This is a genomic window from Streptococcus sp. XMC (genome assembly GCF_021341835.1).
Lineage (GTDB): Bacteria > Bacillota > Bacilli > Lactobacillales > Streptococcaceae > Streptococcus.
In genome coordinates this window covers 246,187-263,010 of the sequence record NZ_JAJTNQ010000001.1, presented here as the reverse complement: position 1 = coordinate 263,010, position 16,824 = coordinate 246,187, and the positions used below count along the sequence as shown (strand labels likewise).

18 protein-coding genes and 2 pseudogenes are annotated in these 16,824 nt (G+C 42.8%); 2 read left to right on the top strand and 18 right to left on the bottom strand.

The window, feature by feature from the left end:
- Positions 1 to 163: 163 nt before the first annotated feature.
- Positions 164 to 469, top strand: coding sequence for a rhodanese-like domain-containing protein (locus LXO72_RS01240; RefSeq protein WP_048689571.1), 306 nt, complete (start codon positions 164 to 166; stop codon positions 467 to 469).
- A 94-nt stretch (positions 470 to 563) separates the two neighbouring features.
- Here the strand turns inward: LXO72_RS01240 and LXO72_RS01235 are convergent, their stop codons facing one another.
- Together LXO72_RS01235 and LXO72_RS01230 are read right to left on the bottom strand one after the other, a co-directional pair.
- Positions 564 to 821, bottom strand: coding sequence for a metal-sensitive transcriptional regulator (locus LXO72_RS01235; protein WP_048689573.1), 258 nt, complete (start codon positions 819 to 821; stop codon positions 564 to 566).
- Positions 822 to 907: 86 nt separating this feature from the next.
- Positions 908 to 1,513 (bottom strand): annotated as a pseudogene (locus tag LXO72_RS01230) (VOC family protein); the annotation flags it as partial.
- On the opposite strand from LXO72_RS01230, the pseudogene LXO72_RS10220 reads away from it, so the two are divergent.
- Positions 1,513 to 2,019, top strand: a pseudogene (locus LXO72_RS10220) (transposase); the annotation flags it as partial. The pseudogenes LXO72_RS01230 and LXO72_RS10220 overlap by 1 nt on opposite strands.
- A gap of 99 nt (positions 2,020 to 2,118) precedes the next feature.
- Here the strand turns inward: LXO72_RS10220 and LXO72_RS01220 are convergent.
- The 16 genes from LXO72_RS01220 to ybeY form a co-directional block, all read right to left on the bottom strand.
- Complete coding sequence (locus tag LXO72_RS01220; protein ID WP_048689576.1) at positions 2,119 to 2,949, bottom strand: PrsW family glutamic-type intramembrane protease; 831 nt, start codon at positions 2,947 to 2,949, stop codon at positions 2,119 to 2,121.
- Positions 2,942 to 4,603, bottom strand: a complete 1,662-nt coding sequence (locus LXO72_RS01215; protein WP_048689579.1) for a C69 family dipeptidase — start codon at positions 4,601 to 4,603, stop codon at positions 2,942 to 2,944. Before LXO72_RS01215 ends, LXO72_RS01220 begins: the two co-directional genes overlap by 8 nt.
- Positions 4,604 to 4,815: 212 nt before the next feature.
- Positions 4,816 to 5,511, bottom strand: a complete 696-nt coding sequence (locus LXO72_RS01210) for an LrgB family protein (RefSeq protein ID WP_048689583.1) — start codon at positions 5,509 to 5,511, stop codon at positions 4,816 to 4,818.
- A complete protein-coding gene (locus tag LXO72_RS01205) occupies positions 5,511 to 5,882 on the bottom strand; it encodes a CidA/LrgA family protein (protein ID WP_061564218.1) in 372 nt (123 codons plus the stop codon). The genes LXO72_RS01210 and LXO72_RS01205 overlap by 1 nt, the downstream gene beginning before the upstream one ends.
- Before the next feature lie 135 nt (positions 5,883 to 6,017).
- Positions 6,018 to 6,878, bottom strand: coding sequence for an SAM-dependent methyltransferase TehB (tehB, locus tag LXO72_RS01200; RefSeq protein WP_048689588.1), 861 nt, complete (start codon positions 6,876 to 6,878; stop codon positions 6,018 to 6,020).
- Positions 6,879 to 7,037: 159 nt separating this feature from the next.
- Positions 7,038 to 8,783, bottom strand: coding sequence for a C69 family dipeptidase (locus LXO72_RS01195; RefSeq protein WP_233331290.1), 1,746 nt, complete (start codon positions 8,781 to 8,783; stop codon positions 7,038 to 7,040).
- Between the two features lie 184 nt (positions 8,784 to 8,967).
- Positions 8,968 to 9,435 (bottom strand): SsrA-binding protein SmpB, encoded by a 468-nt coding sequence (gene smpB / locus LXO72_RS01190; protein WP_048689598.1) that lies wholly within the window; start codon positions 9,433 to 9,435, stop codon positions 8,968 to 8,970.
- Entirely contained in the window at positions 9,398 to 11,755 is a 2,358-nt protein-coding gene (rnr, locus tag LXO72_RS01185; RefSeq protein WP_125329079.1) for a ribonuclease R, read from the bottom strand. Before rnr ends, smpB begins: the two co-directional genes overlap by 38 nt.
- A gap of 126 nt (positions 11,756 to 11,881) precedes the next feature.
- Positions 11,882 to 12,115, bottom strand: a complete 234-nt coding sequence (gene secG / locus LXO72_RS01180; protein ID WP_048689602.1) for a preprotein translocase subunit SecG — start codon at positions 12,113 to 12,115, stop codon at positions 11,882 to 11,884.
- Positions 12,116 to 12,158: 43 nt separating this feature from the next.
- The gene (gene rpmG, locus LXO72_RS01175) at positions 12,159 to 12,308 is read right to left on the bottom strand and encodes a 50S ribosomal protein L33 (RefSeq protein ID WP_081453577.1); all 150 of its coding nucleotides are present in this window, start codon (positions 12,306 to 12,308) and stop codon (positions 12,159 to 12,161) included.
- Positions 12,298 to 13,497, bottom strand: coding sequence for a multidrug efflux MFS transporter (locus LXO72_RS01170; protein WP_281281321.1), 1,200 nt, complete (start codon positions 13,495 to 13,497; stop codon positions 12,298 to 12,300). Before LXO72_RS01170 ends, rpmG begins: the two co-directional genes overlap by 11 nt.
- Before the next feature lie 16 nt (positions 13,498 to 13,513).
- Positions 13,514 to 14,110, bottom strand: a complete 597-nt coding sequence (gene coaE, locus LXO72_RS01165) for a dephospho-CoA kinase (protein ID WP_048689609.1) — start codon at positions 14,108 to 14,110, stop codon at positions 13,514 to 13,516.
- Entirely contained in the window at positions 14,111 to 14,935 is an 825-nt protein-coding gene (gene mutM / locus LXO72_RS01160; protein ID WP_233331289.1) for a DNA-formamidopyrimidine glycosylase, read from the bottom strand.
- 48 nt (positions 14,936 to 14,983) lie between these two features.
- Positions 14,984 to 15,883 carry a GTPase Era gene (gene era, locus LXO72_RS01155; RefSeq protein WP_048689615.1) on the bottom strand — a complete coding sequence of 300 codons (900 nt, stop codon included), beginning with the start codon at positions 15,881 to 15,883 and terminating at the stop codon, positions 14,984 to 14,986.
- A gap of 29 nt (positions 15,884 to 15,912) precedes the next feature.
- Positions 15,913 to 16,311, bottom strand: a complete 399-nt coding sequence (locus LXO72_RS01150; protein WP_048689618.1) for a diacylglycerol kinase family protein — start codon at positions 16,309 to 16,311, stop codon at positions 15,913 to 15,915.
- Positions 16,292 to 16,789 (bottom strand): rRNA maturation RNase YbeY, encoded by a 498-nt coding sequence (gene ybeY / locus LXO72_RS01145; RefSeq protein ID WP_048689623.1) that lies wholly within the window; start codon positions 16,787 to 16,789, stop codon positions 16,292 to 16,294. The genes LXO72_RS01150 and ybeY overlap by 20 nt, the downstream gene beginning before the upstream one ends.
- Between the last annotated feature and the right edge of the window lie 35 nt (positions 16,790 to 16,824).

The following is a 16,824-nucleotide window of genomic DNA, read 5'->3' as shown; positions in this document are numbered from 1 at the left end:
TAAATAAGACAGGTTCTATTCATTAACCTATCAACCAACTCTTTAGTTTGTAAGTTGGCATCTTGTATACTGAAAAAGAAACAATACTAATCAATTCAACTTACTTGACAAAAGCGTTGCTTAGTGGTTTAATATACCCCATAAGGGTATATCGGAGGTGCCTATGTTTCACTTATTTACAAAAATTGATAGTATTTCTACCAGCGAATTAGAAGCTAAACTCAAGGAACCAATTCAGCTACTGGATGTGCGGACGCCTACGGAATTCCGTAGAGGCCATATCAAAAACGCCAAGAATGTTCCTCTAACCGAAATCGGAGCTTACACACCTGCGACAAATGAAACACTTTATGTCATTTGTCATTCCGGTGTTCGAAGCAAGATGGCTGCTAAAAAGCTCAAGAAAAAAGGCTATGATGTTATCAACGTCCGAGGTGGTATGAGCGCTTGGCCTGGTGATGTTGAATAAATAAAAATCAAAAAGAGCAATTGGTCTAATTTCAAGAAAACCAACTGCTCTTTTAATCATTTGTTCACTATTTAAGAGAAACGTATGTTTTTTATTACTTGCGTTTAATCAAGTATTTAACCGCCTTTTCCAATCTTTCCTTCTGTGCTTGAGGATCCTCTAAAGGGTCGTTAATACAAGTTGTTAAATTCTCCGTTATCATCAGTTCAATAATACGATCAACACTGGACCGCACTGCTGTTAATTGAGTAATGATATCAATACAATCACGCTCTTCCTCCATCATTTTTTGAATACCTCGCAATTGACCTTCTGAGCGTTTGAGGCGTGTAATGTACTTTGATCTTGTCATATCTTTATCCTAAAACGATTTTTCTACATTATATCTCTAATACAGTCCTTTGTCAAAAGGAGCATTTATCTTAAAGACAAAGACTTCTAGTTCTCCACTCTGACTCTCGTTATAATTCCATCTTTATCTGTAATGGAGAATTCAGAAAGAGAAATCCAGTGGGTTCTAGCCTTGTTTCTCTGAGCTTGCGTAAGCAAATTGACCAAAAACTTTTTATTCTCAACTTCAACCAAATAGTAGGCAAGACCTACCATTCCATTCTCACGAGGAGCTAAGTTTTTACCACCCCATTCATTTACTGCTAGATGATGGTGATAATTCCCTGATGCTATCCAACTGACATGTGGAATCGTGAATTTATCCTCAAGACCTAGAGACTCTTGATAAAATGCATATGCCTCTCGGCTATTTTTAACAGATAGGTAAACATGGCCCATGCGAGTGCCTTCTGCGATCACAAAAGGATCAAGTTCTTTGCCTAATTCATAGATTTCTTGCGCAGACAGCTCTTCTGTGATTCCAGTAATTCGACCATCCTCACGAATATCCCACTCGTTCACAGGCTTGTCTCTGTTGAGTTCAATGCCATTGCTCTCTAAATCTTCTAGATAGACAGCTTCACTATAGCCATGATCAGCTCCGCCAACTAGTGGAACCTTTAGGTCTAACAAGCGTTTAAAAATATTTGCCAGATCTTATCAACTTGGATAGGATGGGTATTGAGCATTTGATTAAATATAGTCTTTTTGACAAGGAACAGAAGAAAAAACACAAAGAATCTGATAGGAATTTGGATAATTGGACTTACGATGAAACAACAGATACCTACACCCATCCAGAGAGTTGGGTATAGCAGTTTGATCACCTCAAACACAACCATACCACAACAGATTTTAGACAGGAAATTAGGGTTTATAAGGCAGAACAAGCTGACTTGGCTTCACAAAAGGGGCTCTATGTGAATGAGAGGTATCAGCTCCTAAAAGTAAAAGAAAGCCAAGCGCTTTTATCTGTCAAAGGCAGTCACATCTTTGCCCAACGCAAGGTTAATGTGGAACCTGTCTTTGGGCAGACAAAGGCTTGTTTGGGTTACAAGAGATGTAATCTAAGAGGCAAATGACAGGTTAAAATTGACATGGGATTGGTTCTCATGGCCAATAACCTCCTCAAATACAATAAGAGAATGACTCAAAATTAAAAAGCTAGAGTTCCACAATTGGAAATCTCTAGCTTTTTTGTGACTGAGAACAATGTTGTCCCAGACTATTTTTTATTTCCTGACTACCAAATCCATCTCTTACTGTTTCTTTAAAAGGTTTAGATTCGGATTTTTATGAGTAAAGAGCACGACCTCAATAAAGGTTCCCACTTGGAAGGCAAAGAGCAAGCCTACCAAAATATTGACCCGATGGTCTGTTTCATAGAATGGGGAATTCCATAAGAAGTGATTGGTCACCGTGGAAACTACACACCAGAGACCAAAGAGCTTTTCTTTTTGCTTGGTGCACTGAGACAGGATGAGAAAGGCTCCAACAGATACAACAGCTGTGTAGACTGCATGAGATGCTAAACCACCAGAAATGCGGTTCACTGCCTCTGTTACTGCTGAGAGGTCTCCAGTTCGCGTTTGACGCGCCACATAACCTAGATCTTCAATGATTTGGAAACCAAGACCAGATCCAAAGCCGGCAATTAAAATCGATTTCAAATCCTTACGACCCAAAATCAAGAGGATCCAGAAGGCCACCAGAGCTTTGAAAAATTCTTCAGAAAAAGGTGCTGTCAAAGCATCTGTCCATTTATTAAAGGTACTAACATCCTGAATGAGATGACTATTGAAATGGTCAATGAGGCTGTTCCCTGAAAAACTGAGCCAGCCAGCAACAAAAGCACCACCAAACATGGTCGCCCACAAAACAAGAAGAGGAACCTCAAATCTTTTTGCAAGTCGCTTAATAAAGAGATAAAGAGGAACGACAATCACCGCTAAAACGAGCAGATTTAATACCAAATCTCTTCCTGCTACTTGGTTAAACTCTTGTTGAGAGAGAGAGCCTAGCTCAAACTCCATCCCAATCCCTGCTAAGACCAAAAATAGGAAGAGCAATATTCGTTGAAACTTATTCATCCTTCTTACCTCCCTTTGCTTTCTTTGATTTAATGAAGAAAATTCCTACTCCTATCACTGTCACAAGGGCTAAGCCAATCGTGATGACGAAGTCATAATCAAATGGTACCAAATTGATTTCTTCTTCTTGGTTTGCATCTTCTTCATCTGTTAAATCGTCAATAGCACCTTGTCCATATTGAGCAATCACCTTTTCTTCTGCTTCTTGACGAATTTCTTGCAGACGATCGAAGGTCTTTTGAGCTCGAGTCATGCTCGTTTCTGTCGCTTTTAGGCTCGCCTGCTCTGGCTGCGAAGCGAGGGCAATTTGTTCTTGGTCACTGATTTCTTGCTCAGCCATCCATTGAGATTCTAGGCGTTCCATTTCAGTACGGATGGCTCCATCTCCGAACAAATCAGGATATTTGGCAACTAAATCATTAATGCGAGACATGGTCCAATACCAAGATTGGGGATTATAGGCTGTCCCTAATTCTTGATAGGCTTGGTAGGTATTGGTGATATTGCCATAGTAAGGCAGGTAAGGAGCATTTCGTGGGCTTCCCATCGCTAACCACATAGTTCCCCCACCAGCACTATCAGGAACATTGTCCTTTAATTGGAAAATATGGGCTTCCATGACATTCGGGTTCGAAATCGGGTATTTATAGACTTCATCAAACTTCCCTTTTTCTGGAATCCCTTTTCCATCTAACTCCATTTGATCTTGTGGTTTGAAGTCTGTTCCTTCTAACCGATTGCGTTGGAGATTCATCGCATCACGTAGCGTCAATTTCCGATCCGTTGTATGCATCAAGTCAAAATACTCGTCATCGTAGTTCACATCTGCATCTGGATCCAGTGACTTAATACCAGACCAAACACGAGAACGATCTGCCTCATGCAAAGGAGGATTATAGGATTGGGAAACATGGAATTGGCCATCGATTTCTTTATAGGTTCCTGCATCACGGGCGACTTTTTCAACATCCTTAGAGGCAATAGTCCGTTCCTTATCTGAAAAATCGACATGTCCTAAGAAGAAGGTATTTGGAAAGACTGCATAGCGATCTTCTGGGAAGAGAATGGCTACATATTGGTGACCAGAAAGGATCTCCATGTACCAGATACCTTCCTTGTCCGCGATCGTCACAATATTTCCTTCTGCTGCCCCTTTTTCTTCCACAATTTTCGCAATGAGCTCGACTCCTTCACGAGCCGTTTTGACACTTGGAAGAACGACAGTGGTGAGGGCAGACTCAGCCAAGCCGTCCTCTACATAAGGATCGACCTTTTTAATGTTGTCATTTGCTGAAGCTGAGACGGTCGCCGAGATGGACACACCATGCTCATTAAAACCAGCTTCATCAAATACACCCTGTTCTGGTGTAACATCTGGGACAGCTGTATATTTATAACTTACTTCTGGGAGCTCATACTTAAAGCCATTGGTGGCATCTTCAAAGACCTCCCCTTTCTTGTTATAAGTTCGTTCTCTGACCACAAAGTTCTTATTGTGGTTTGGTTCTAAGTCCTCCGTACGTCCGTACAAAGCATTCCCATCTGCTGTTAACTTTTTACCGATGATAAAACCTGTACAGGCCTCTACCGGTTGGGCAAAGAGGAAGAGAGCAGTGATCAAGCCCAAGGCTGATCGAGCATAACGTTTCTTCATATTGAACTCCTTTAACTAGATATTAACCGTATAACCTCTTTTAGTATACCTTTTGAACCAAAGTTTGGCAAGCGCTTACAACGACTGTAATCAATTAGTAATCTATCTGAAAATTGTTTGACCTTCAAATTATTAAACAACCTTCTCTATCTAACTGTATACAAAAAAGCTCGGAACTTCTTCCAAGCTTTTTCTGAATACTCTCTACCTTTTTAGGAAAGAATCAGGCTCGCGACAAGGGGACTTATAAAGACGTAGAAAACGCCAGTTATCCCAATTGCTAAGCCACCCATAGCTCCGGCTACTTGACCATACTGAAAGGCTGTACCAGTCCCCACCGCATGACCTGTACCCCCAAGGGCCAAACCAATGGCAACAGGATCCTCTACTTTTAGGAACTTAAGAATCGTTGGTCCTAGGACACTTGTCAGGATACCTGTCGCTACAACGACAACTAGGGTAATGGTAGTTATTCCCTGCATTTTTTCAGAAATCCCCACTGCCATAGCTGTTGTCACAGACTTAGGAAAGAGGGAAATAGCTAGAAAGTACTTCATCCCAAAAAGCTTAGCCAAGACAGCTGTAAAAAGCGTGTTGACTACTACTGCTAGAAAACTACTAAGAAGAATACTCTTGGCATGGTGCTTCATCAAATGGAAACTCTTATACAAGGGAATTCCCAGGACAACCGTTGAGGGCACAATCAAATTACTGAGGTAGGTCCCGCCAATATTATAGGCCTTATAGGAAATCCCTGTCAGCTTTAAGAAACCAATGATCAAGACCGTTGCAACTAAGAGGGGGGTCGTGATGGGATGGGGAAAACGACGAAAAATCATCATCCCAATCAGATAGGCAAAGACTGATAAAGAAATCCCAAAGAGAGGATTTGACCACAAACTTTCCATTATTTTTTCCCTCCTTCATAATCCCCCTCATACCTTGTCTTGATAAAACCGACAACTAAGGCAATAAGGGTTACATTGATGATGATAGCCCCTAAAATAATCAATACGATGGGCAATAAATAAGGCTGGATAACATCAAACTTATCCATAATCCCAACCGCTGGAGGTAAAAATAAAATCGTCATATTGGCTAAGAGAAAAGATCCGACCAGATTCACATGGCGGATACGAAGCCATTTCAACTGCAAGCAAAGAAATAAAATCAGTAGACCGATAATACTTCCTGGAATTGGCAAATGAAAGAGGGTCGATATCCCTTCCCCAATCAAAGAGATGGTAAAGATAATCATCAGTTGAACATATAGTTTCACGCGCTTCTCCTCAAAATTCTTGAAAGATACACTAACAGTCTACTCCTTTTCTGTAAAAAATCAAGTATTTTCAGAAAGTTTTCAGATATAAAAAGACAAGGACGACTGCAAGGGTGTCCTTGTCTAGAGAGCTATTTATATTTTCTTGGCTAGCATGGTCGCAAAGCGTAAGGCAATTCGATTGCCATTTTCATCACGTCGGTGCAGATGCCCTGGATTTTCATTGTATTTAACGAGTTCCCAATCTTTGTAGTAGTCTGCTAGCTCGCCTTCCTTAAAAGTAAAGGAGAAAGGAACCTGGCAAGGATAGTCCTCTGTATCCATGGCACAAACGATCAAGTTATAGCCACCTGGATTGGTCTGGTCTTGCATATTTCGAATAATCGCCGGAATGCGATCCGCTTGCAAGAACATGAGGACAACCGTTGAAACAATCAAGTCATAACTTTGTTTTAGGTTCGCTGAGTTGATATCATAGAGTCCCACAGTCATTTCCAAATCTTCTTGCTCTACAATACTTTGTAGGATCTCTAGGGCCAATTCATTTTGATCGACTGCTGTCACTTCAAAGCCATGTTGGGCTAAAAAGAGAGCGTTTCGTCCTTGTCCACACCCCAAATCCAAGGCCTTGCCTGGAGAAAGGGACTCCATGGCTTCTAGCACTTCTGAATGGACGGGATTGCTATTATATTTTTTGGGAAAATAATCTTTGGGTTCACAGTAGAATTCCAAAAACCATTCCACATCATCTGTAAGGGCCTCTACGCGGTGCCAAGCTTGAGGTTGTGCCATCGGGTTATCCGCACCTGCCTCAAACACATGGCTGGCTACTTCTTCCCCATCTTCCGTCAGCTCAACAAACTTGAGTTTTCCTTTGAGAACGGTAATCTTTCCCCAAGTACCTACTTTGGTATTGTGTTTTCTTTGGACTGCTTCAGGCATGGTATCCTTGGTCCACAAAGGCATCCGTTTATAAGCAATTAATTTTTCAGGCATCCGTTTCTTCTCCTTCTTTCTATCTATCCCTATCATACAAAAATTGCATGCAAATAACAATAAAAAGAGTGGAATTACAAGCTCCTTTTGTGAAGACTTCTATTCCACTCTCATAGAATCCAGTTGAGGCAGGATGCTGATTTAGCAGTCTCAGTCTACTTATTCTTCATTTTCATTCTTTTTTGATTTTTTAAAGTAGAAACCTGCCAAGCCAAATCCTGCAAGTGCCAAAACTCCTAAGACGGCAGATAAACTGCTGTTTAAATCACTTGCCTTGCTAGATGATTGACTAGAAGCTGTTTCTTCCTTCTTTTCTGTCTCTTTCGATGCATCTTTTTTAGCTTGAGCTGCTGCGACCAGATTGGCCTTGTTATAGCCATCATAAACAAAGTCTGCTTCCAAACCTTTTTCTGTACGAATCTTATCTTCCATCTCACTTTCAACTTGCTTGATTTGTTTGAAGATAGTTTCCGCACGTTTAAGTGAGTCACTTGTTACTTCGTCTGCAGTAGCTTTCGCTTGGTCATCAGTGAGTCCACTGTATTTTTGATCCAAAGCTGCTTGTTCTTTGATCCAGCCTTTTTCCAATTCTTTCCACTTCTCTTGGATGCTATTACCAAATAGATCTGGGTATTTCATGACCATTTGGTCAATATGCCAAACAGCCCAATACCAAGAAGTTGGATCATATTTGGCAGAGCGAACTTTGAATGGTGCGTAGGTATCGTTGACAATACCATAGAATGGCACATAAGGCGTGTTCCGGCTTTGAGCGAGACCTAACCAAACAACACCACCAAATGGTGTTGGCAAGTCCTTCTTAATTTGGTATACGTGGGCGTTAATGACGTTTTCATTTCCCAAAGCATATTTGTATTTATTGGTATCGACTTCTTTACCTGGTTCCACTAAGTCATCTGGTGTGTATTGTTTGAGGTGTTCGAACCGGTTCCGTTGTTCAGCGAAAACATCTTCTAGACTATACTTTTTAGAAGGATCCGTTGGTTTGTGCAAGAGGTCAAAGTGCTTATCATCATATTTGATGTCCGCTTTAGGATCCATCAAGGTAATCCCTGCATAGGTCCGTGAGCGGTTGCGTTCGGTATATTCATCTGGACCATATGAGTCTGCAATATGGAAGTTACCATCTTTATCAGTCTTGTAGTGGTCTGCCTTTTTAGCAACTGCTTCCACATCTTTTGAAGCAATGACATTGTCCTTGTCCTTGAAATCCACATGTCCTAGATAGTAGGTATTGGCAAAGATGGCATAGCGGTCTTGAGGGAATTTAATGGCTACATATTGGTGACCAGAGAGGATTTCCATGTACCAGAGTTCATCTTTATCTGCTACGACAATGATGTTTCCTTCGGCAGATCCTTTTTCATCAAGTACCTTGGCAACCAACTCAATTCCTTCACGAGCTGTTTTGGCACGTGGGAGAACCAAGTCTACCATAGCAGCTTCAGCCAAGCCATTTTTCACAAGTGGATCTGCTTCCAAAATCTTATCGTGTGGGGTTGCAGATACGGTAGAAGTCATGGAAACGCCCGCTTCGTTAAAGCCGTGTGCTCCGAAATTCCCGTTGGAACCATCTCCATGGGCTGCATCATAAGTTGCGGTATATTTCATTTCATGACTCAAGTGGGGATAAGCAAAGCCGTTGGATTCGTCCTCCAACATATCCCCATCCTTATAGTCTTTGGCAGGTACCACTTCGTAAGTTTTATTGTGGCGACCACCATCGGGAGCATAAGGATAGTCTTCAGTCCGCCCAAAGAGCATGGAACCATCTGTCGTGAGTTCCTTCCCAACAATGAAGGCTGAGCAGGCCTGCGCAACTTGAACTGGAATCAAGGCAAAGGCCATCAAAGCAATCATCAGTTTGACCAGTAGTTTTCTCATAGTCGATCTCCTTTATGACTACAAAAGAGGCTAGAAAATCATTTTCAAGCCGACGAAAAACAACTATACCAACGCTACCTTCAGTATACTCTTATCCAGATAATAATGCAAGCGGTTTCAAGAAAGGAAATTTAAAAATAGGAACAGTTTTCAGCCCTTGCTTCAGCTGTTCCTATTTCTTACTTTAACGCGTATTGTATTGCTTCATGACACGAGCAATGTCACGATTTTGCTCCCGCCGTTTGATGGATTCACGTTTGTCATAATCGTGCTTCCCTTTGGCTAAGCCCAGCAAGAGCTTGGCGTAGCCATCCTTAAGGTAAACCTTAAGGGGAACTAGAGTCATCCCTGTTCCTTTAGTCTCCTGCTCCAACTTTTGAATTTGCTTCTTATGCAGCAAGAGTTTGCGACGACGCTCTGGGTCTTGGTTCCAGATATTGCCTTCCTCATAGGGAGCAATATGAACATTGCTGAGCCAGACTTCCCCATTTTTGACTTGGGCAAATCCATCCTTGAGGTTGATACGAGCTGCTCGAACACTCTTGATTTCTGTACCAGTCAGGACCATTCCTGCTTCAATGGTTTCAACAATTGTATAATCGTGGCTTGCTTTCTTATTTTGTGCGACGACCTTTCCCTCGCCCTTTGCCATGCTTAGCTCCTTTCTTAGCTACTTCCTTGTAAAAAGGTTTCTTACTCTTTTTCTTCTTGTCTTTTGAAGAATGCTTGCGCTTGTTCTCTCTAATGCCTCCTTGCTTTCGTTCTTCTTTCTTAGAAGAAGCGCGCTTAGAGTGTCCATTTCGATCTTTACGACCCGATGTTTTAGTGACTTTTTCAATCAAATCCAGCTCACTTGGGATATAAGAAAAATCAATCTCGCCAGTCATCTTATCCGCTCTTTCGACCCTGATTCGGATCTCCTGACCGACACGGAAGGTCACGCCTGATTTTTCCCCACGCAAGGTCAAATCTCGCTCGTTAAAATGATAAAAACCAGGTAAGGTGGTGATGTGGATCAAACCTTCTACGGTATTTGGCAATTCAACAAAGAGACCAAACTTGACGACACTGGACACCAAAGCATCGTACTCTTCGCCAACATAGTCTTCCATGTACTCTGCCTTCTTCATGGCTTCTACTTCCCGTTCGGCATCAATGGCGCGGCGTTCCCGACTAGAGGATTGGCTAGCAATATCTGGAATGACCTGTTCAAAATGACTAGCTACTTCAGAATCTTTTCCATACTCTCGCACCATGCGGTGGACTAATAAGTCTGGATACCGGCGAATCGGACTGGTGAAGTGAGTATAGAACTCAGCTGCTAGCCCATAGTGGCCGTGGTTGTGCTCGGAATAACGCGCTTGTTGCATGGAACGAAGCAACATCATAGACAAGACATCAGCATAGGGTTCCCCTTCTACCTTCTTCATGATGTCCTGCAAGGTTTCCTGACTCATGGAACTAGCTGTCCCATAAATTGGAAGGCCAAAACTAGAAGCATAATCGATAAACTTTTGCACTTTCTCTGCTTTGGGTTCTTCGTGAATCCGGTAAATAAAGGGAAGTTTTCGTTTGGCAAAATGCTCTGCTACTGTCTCATTGGCGATCAGCATGAAGGATTCAATCATCCGTTCTGCAACCCCACGTTGGCGCAAGACGATGTCTACTGGTTTTCCTTGAGGATTGACTAGGATTTTTGCTTCACTGGTATCAAAGTTCAGAGCTCCTCGTTTTTCCCGCATTCCTTCTAAGATCTGATGAAGAGCAACCATGGCTTCGATACTTGGCACAATAGCTTGGTATTCCTCACGCTTCTCCTGGTCCCCAGCAATGATCTCATTGACATCGCTATAGGTCATACGGAAAGTCGTTTTAATGACCGTTTGGGTGATCTGGTAGCGAAGGACCCGACCACGCTGGTCGATCTCCATAATGGCTGATTGGGTCAAGCGATCCACTTGAGGGTTTAAGGAACAAATCCCGTTTGATAGACGCTCAGGTAACATGGGCACGACCCGGTCTGTGACATAGACAGAGGTCGCGCGGTTGAGGGCTTCCTTGTCCAAGGCAGAACCTTCGGTTACATAATAAGAGACATCTGCTATGTGAACGCCAAGCTCAAAATTCCCACCTTCCAAGCGCTTGATGTGAACCGCATCATCCAAGTCCTTGGCATCGGCACCATCAATGGTAAAGATGATTTCATCTCGAAGGTCCAAACGTCCCTCCATATCCTTCTCACTAGGCTGGTCTGGGATGCTTTCTGCTTCTTTGAGGACTGCTTCTGGAAATTCTGAGACGATATCCATAGACTCTAAAACTTCCAAGACATCGATCCCAGGATCTGTCACATGCCCAACCACATCTTGTACTGAGGCTATAAAGTAGTTGTGCTTCCGACTTGGATACTGTTCAATAGCTACCTTGAGAACTTCCGTTCCCTCTAATTGTAGGGCAGGTTTTTTCACGTAAATGCGTTGACTAATCTTTTGATTCTTTGAAAGGATGTAGCCTGCATATTTGGGTTTTTCCTCATCCAAAACGATTTGGCCGACGACTGTTTGGAGGCTGTGCTCCAAGACATCAATGATTTTCCCCTCTGCCGCGGTCCCCTTTTGCCGATCGGCGACCTTGGTGATTACAACCTCAACTGTATCCCCATCAATGGCATGGTTGACATCATTTCGTCCAATAAAAAGGTCCTCTTCTTCCCCCTCTAAGCTGACAAATCCAAAGCCACTCTTATGAGCATGGAAAATCCCTTTCACAGTAATGACGCCTTTTGGCTTGGCATCAAGGAGACTTAAAAAACCATTTTCTTCAAAGGTTAGTTGACGACGTCGCTCCATCAGCGAAATGGTCTTAATCAGTTCACGAAAACCTTTGGCGTCAGTACTCCCAATGGCTTGAGCCAATTGATCAACCTGAGCTTTTCCCTCCTGTTTTAAATAATCAATAATTTTACTTTTCATATCTTGTGCTGGTCACCCAGCCTCCTTTATTTTCTTTCTTTCAGAGAGATTTCTTTACAAGTGACAAACTCCCTATCAAACGACCCATAGATGAAAAAATAGGCAAAGACAATGTCTAAGCCTATCTTATTTACTGGATAATACCATTAGAATCATCGCAATCAGTAACCAAAGGAAAATCATGACTCCTGTTAAACGTTGCATGACTGCTTCGAATCCACGAGCTTTTGAACGTTCGAATAAGTCATTTGAGCTTGCATCGAATACGTTGCTAGATTGATTTTTAGTTGGTTGCATGAAGATAGCAATAACAATTAATACAGATAGTACCAATAAAATAGTAATCAACGGTTTAGTCATAATTAAAAAACTCCTTAAAATCTTATCTATTTTACCATAAAAATCATTTTGTTTCAAGATGTAATGTCACTTTTCTCTCTTTGGGACAATACTTCAAAACTTCAATTTTTTCAGGGTGTGTCTTCATATTTTTACTTGTCAAATAATTCTGACTACCACAGCTCGTGCAGGTTAGTTGTACTTTAATGCGCACTGATTTCTCTCACTTTCAAATACTTTCTAAAGATGAATAAAAGGAAGGCCAAATCTATAAAGGCTAGGATAGCAGTCCCATAGAATACCCAATGGTAATTGACATGCATGGCAATACTAGAGCCCATCAGGGGACCAAGAACTCCCCCAACATAAAAGAAGAGCTGATTGTAACTAAAAATCCGAGAAATTCCTTCCTTGGGAGTCATGCGGTTTAAGAGAGCCGTCACTCCGGGCATTAAGGCTCCTGTTCCAATTCCAAATAGGAAGCGAAGAAGGCCTAATTGAAAAGGGGTCTGAGCAAGGGCACAGAAGATGTAGAGGATGCCACTATAGAGAAGAGATAAAAGTAAGAGGCGATGGTTGCCAATTTTATCTCCGAGCTTTCCCATCCATCCCGATGTTAGGATACTGGAAATCCCCATCGCTGATACGATCAGTCCAGATACAAAAATAACATTGTCGCTCTGGCCAAGTTCTCTCACATAGAGTGGAAGAATGGGAGAAATGGACTGACCGATCATCTGAATGGTCATACTGGTCAAAAAGAGGCCCAGTAAAATGTCCTTATGCTGGATAGAAGCCAGTAATTCCCAGCTTGAAAGGTGCTCCTCTTTCGATATTTGTTGGTAGTCTTCCTCAATGCCCCACCAAGTCAAGACAGAGACAAGAAAGAGGAAAAAACCAACGAGGAGAAAGACATTCCGCATACCAAATTGCTCTGCGATCAATCCCCCCAACAAGGGGCCCATCAAGGTACCGGCAACGGTTCCCGTCGATAAGGTTCCTAGAGCATATCCAGATTGATTCTTTGGTACCTGACTGGCAATGAGAGCCGTGCTATTAGGCACAAAGCCTGAGAAGACACCATTTAATAAGCGTAGGAGCAGCAACCAAAAGACGGAAGGGACAAAAGCAATTCCTCCCATGGTCAAGGTCATAGCAATCGAGGCTCTCAACATCATGGGTTTCCGACCATAACGGTCCGCCAAACTCCCCCAGATTGGGGCCATTAGAGCGGAAGTCAAAGAGGAGGAGGCGACTGCAATCCCAGCATAAAAAGGAACTGCCGGACCTTTCACCCCCAATTCCTCCACAAATAGAGCCATAAAGGGAACCACTAACGAAAGACTAGCACCTACGAAAAAGCAGCCAATCCAGGCAATAAAAAGATTTTTACGCCAATTGATTTCCAGTGAAATAGGATCATCTTCTTTCTATTTGTTCTAAAGCACGATCGATTTCCTGATAGAGGTGATCACGCTGGCTATTGTTATCGATCACGAGATCGACAAGAGTTTTTTTCTCATCTAGAGGCATCTGGGCTGCTAAACGATCGCGCGCCTGGACCTCTGTTAAGGCATTGCGCTCCATCAAACGTTCTAACTGAGTATCTTCCGTCACATATACCAGCCAGACTTGGTCAAACCAGTCCAGATATCCCTGCTCGATTAACAAGGGGATATCCATGAAAAAGATGTCTTCTGTTGCAGCTTGTCGGTCCCGTTCTCGCGCCAGAGCTTTGCGAATGATGTCCCCTTGTACTTGGTTGGACCAGGCAATCTCTTTCTGGCTTGAAAAGATGCGTTGAGCCAGAGCAGGACGATTCAAGTCTCCTGTATCTAGAAGGATGTCCCTTCCAAAATGATCTACCAAAGCTTGATAGAGTTCTCCACCTGGTGCCTGCAAATCATGGACTACTTGATCAGCATCAATGACAGGATATCCTTTTTCTCTCAAATAGGAGGTGACAGTAGACTTTCCTGAAGCAATTCCTCCTGTTAATCCGATGATTCTTGCCATCTAGTTCTCCTTTTGACAGTGGGGGCAAAAATGGGTTCCGCGTCCCCCCAGCTGGATTTTCTCAATCGGAGTCCCGCAGCGCAAACAAGGCTGGCCTGTTTTCCCATAGACCTGGTGTTCTTCCTGCATGGTGCCATCCTCACCAAATGCATTGCTGTAGGAGCGAATGGTGGAACCACCCTTTTCAACAGCCTGAGCAAGCACGGCAATCGTTTCTTTGCGAACGGCTTTGGCTTCTCTAGCAGTCAAGCTTTGACCCAAACGGGCTGGATGAACCTTGGCTCGATAAAGAACCTCATCCACATAAATATTGCCCAAACCAGCTACTAATTTTTGGTCTAAAAGAGCTGATTTAATGGGTTTCTTTGATTTTTTAAGAGCTGCTTGGAAGGCTGGGTCTTTAAAATCCGCTTCCGTCGGCTCTGGACCAATTTTTTTCGCCAAAAAATAGCTGTCGACAAGCTCAGGTACTAGGACTTCCATGGTCCCAAACTTGCGGACATCTTCATAGACCAGAGTGCTACCATCTGTAAAATGAAAGAAGACATGGGCATGCTTGCGAAGAGGAACCTCGTCTGGATAAAAGAAACACTTGCCTTCCATCCGCAAATGCGAGATGAGGACCAGATCCGTCAGATAAAATAAAAGGTATTTCCCACGGCGCCCCATGGCCCGAATTTCTTGACCTGGAAGATCTTGACAAAAAGCATCTAGATCCGTATGAATCATCTTAGGATATTTTACTTCCACTGACTGAATGGTTTTTCCAAGAATTAATTTCTCAAGACCGCGTCGGACCGTCTCTACTTCTGGTAATTCAGGCATAGCTTCTCCTTCTCTAAAAACAAGAAGCAGGCTTCTGCCCACCTCTTATTAATATTCTTTTTCGTTGTATCCGAAATCAGCAAGATCCAATTTTTTATCCCGCCAATTTTTCTTGACTTTCACCCAGGTTTCTAGGAAGACCTTATCCCCAAGCATGAGCTCAATATCCTTCCGCGCAAGGGTTCCGATCTTCTTGAGCATGGCCCCACCTTTACCAATCACAATGCCTTTTTGGCTATCGCGCTCGACCATGATGGTTGCACGGATATGAACCTTATCTGTCTCTTCATCCCGCTTCATAGAATCCACCACTACGGCAACAGAGTGGGGAATTTCTTCCCGCGTTAAGTGCAAGACCTTCTCACGGATCATTTCAGAGACCAGGAAGCGCTCTGGGTGGTCAGTGATTTGATCAGCAGGGAAATATTGGAAACCTTCTTCTAAGTTTTCGCTCAAAATATCAATCAAATGCGAAACATTGTTTCCTTGAAGGGCTGAAATCGGCACGATTTCCTTGAACTCCATCTGACTACGGAAGTCATCGATTTGCGCCAAGAGTTGATCAGGGTGCACCTTGTCGATCTTGTTGACCACCAGAATAACCGGTACCTTAGCAGCCTTGAGGCGCTCGATGATCATGTCATCGCCTTTACCACGTGGCTCGTCTGCTGGCACCATAAAGAGAACGGTATCGACTTCTCGAAGGGTGCTATAGGCAGACTCTACCATGAAGTCTCCAAGCGCTGTCTTTGGTTTGTGAATCCCTGGGGTATCGATAAAGACGATCTGTTCCTTATCGGTCGTGTAGATTCCCATAATCTTGTTGCGCGTTGTCTGCGCCTTGTCACTCATGATAGCAATTTTTTGCCCCATGACGTGGTTCAAAAAAGTTGACTTCCCGACATTGGGACGTCCTAAAATGGCTACAAAGCCTGATTTAAATGTCATAGTTTCCTTTCATGAGGGAAGTCTCCCTCTTATCCAAATACCAAAGCCCACAACTTGGGCACAAATATAATGAGACCTGTCACAAAGGCAAAGCCCGAAATAACGAGAACCGCTCCTGCCGCCATATCCTTGGCATTCTTTGCCAGCATGGAGAAATGGTAATCGCTCGCCAAATCCACTACATTTTCAAGAGCAGAATTCATGATTTCAAAGGCAATGACCAAAGAAACACTTAAGAGTAGAAAGAGCCACTCTGTTGCTGAAATGCCAAAAAGGAAGCCTGCAACAATCGCTAAGATAGCTGAAAGTGCATGCTTACGCATATTTCGTTCCTCTTTAAAGGCTGTGAAAATCCCTGTTAAAGCAAATTCAAGACTGGCAATCAGTTCTCGATTTTTCCATTTTCGTTTATTGTCTTGTGAGTCCATAGGCTGTCAAAATCTCTTCCTGTAAGCCAAACATTTCCTTTTCTTCTTCCGGCGTATAGTGATCATAACCGTTGATATGAAGGAAGCCATGCACTGCTAAAAAGCCCATTTCGCGCTCAAAACTGTGGCCATACTCAGCCGCTTGCTCACGCGCCTTGTCTACAGAAATAAAGAGCTCTCCAATATAGGTATCGAATTCAGCCATCATTTCTGCTAACTCTGGGTGATCTTCTAAATCTTCTTCCGAAAAAGCAATGTCCATCTCTGGTTTGTATTCCAGACTGATCACATCCGTTGGGCGATCCGTGTCTCGGTATTCCAAGTTCAATTCATGGCTACGTTCGTTGGTTACAAAGGTCACTGCCATTTCCTTGTCTTCTTTGCCCAATTTTTTTGCAGCAAATTCTAAAATTTCCTGGGTTTGTTTGATCATTTCTTCAGAGACTTGACCGGTCTCATCAACCATCTCAATATACATCTTGGATCACCTCACTATCATTTCAATTATAGCAT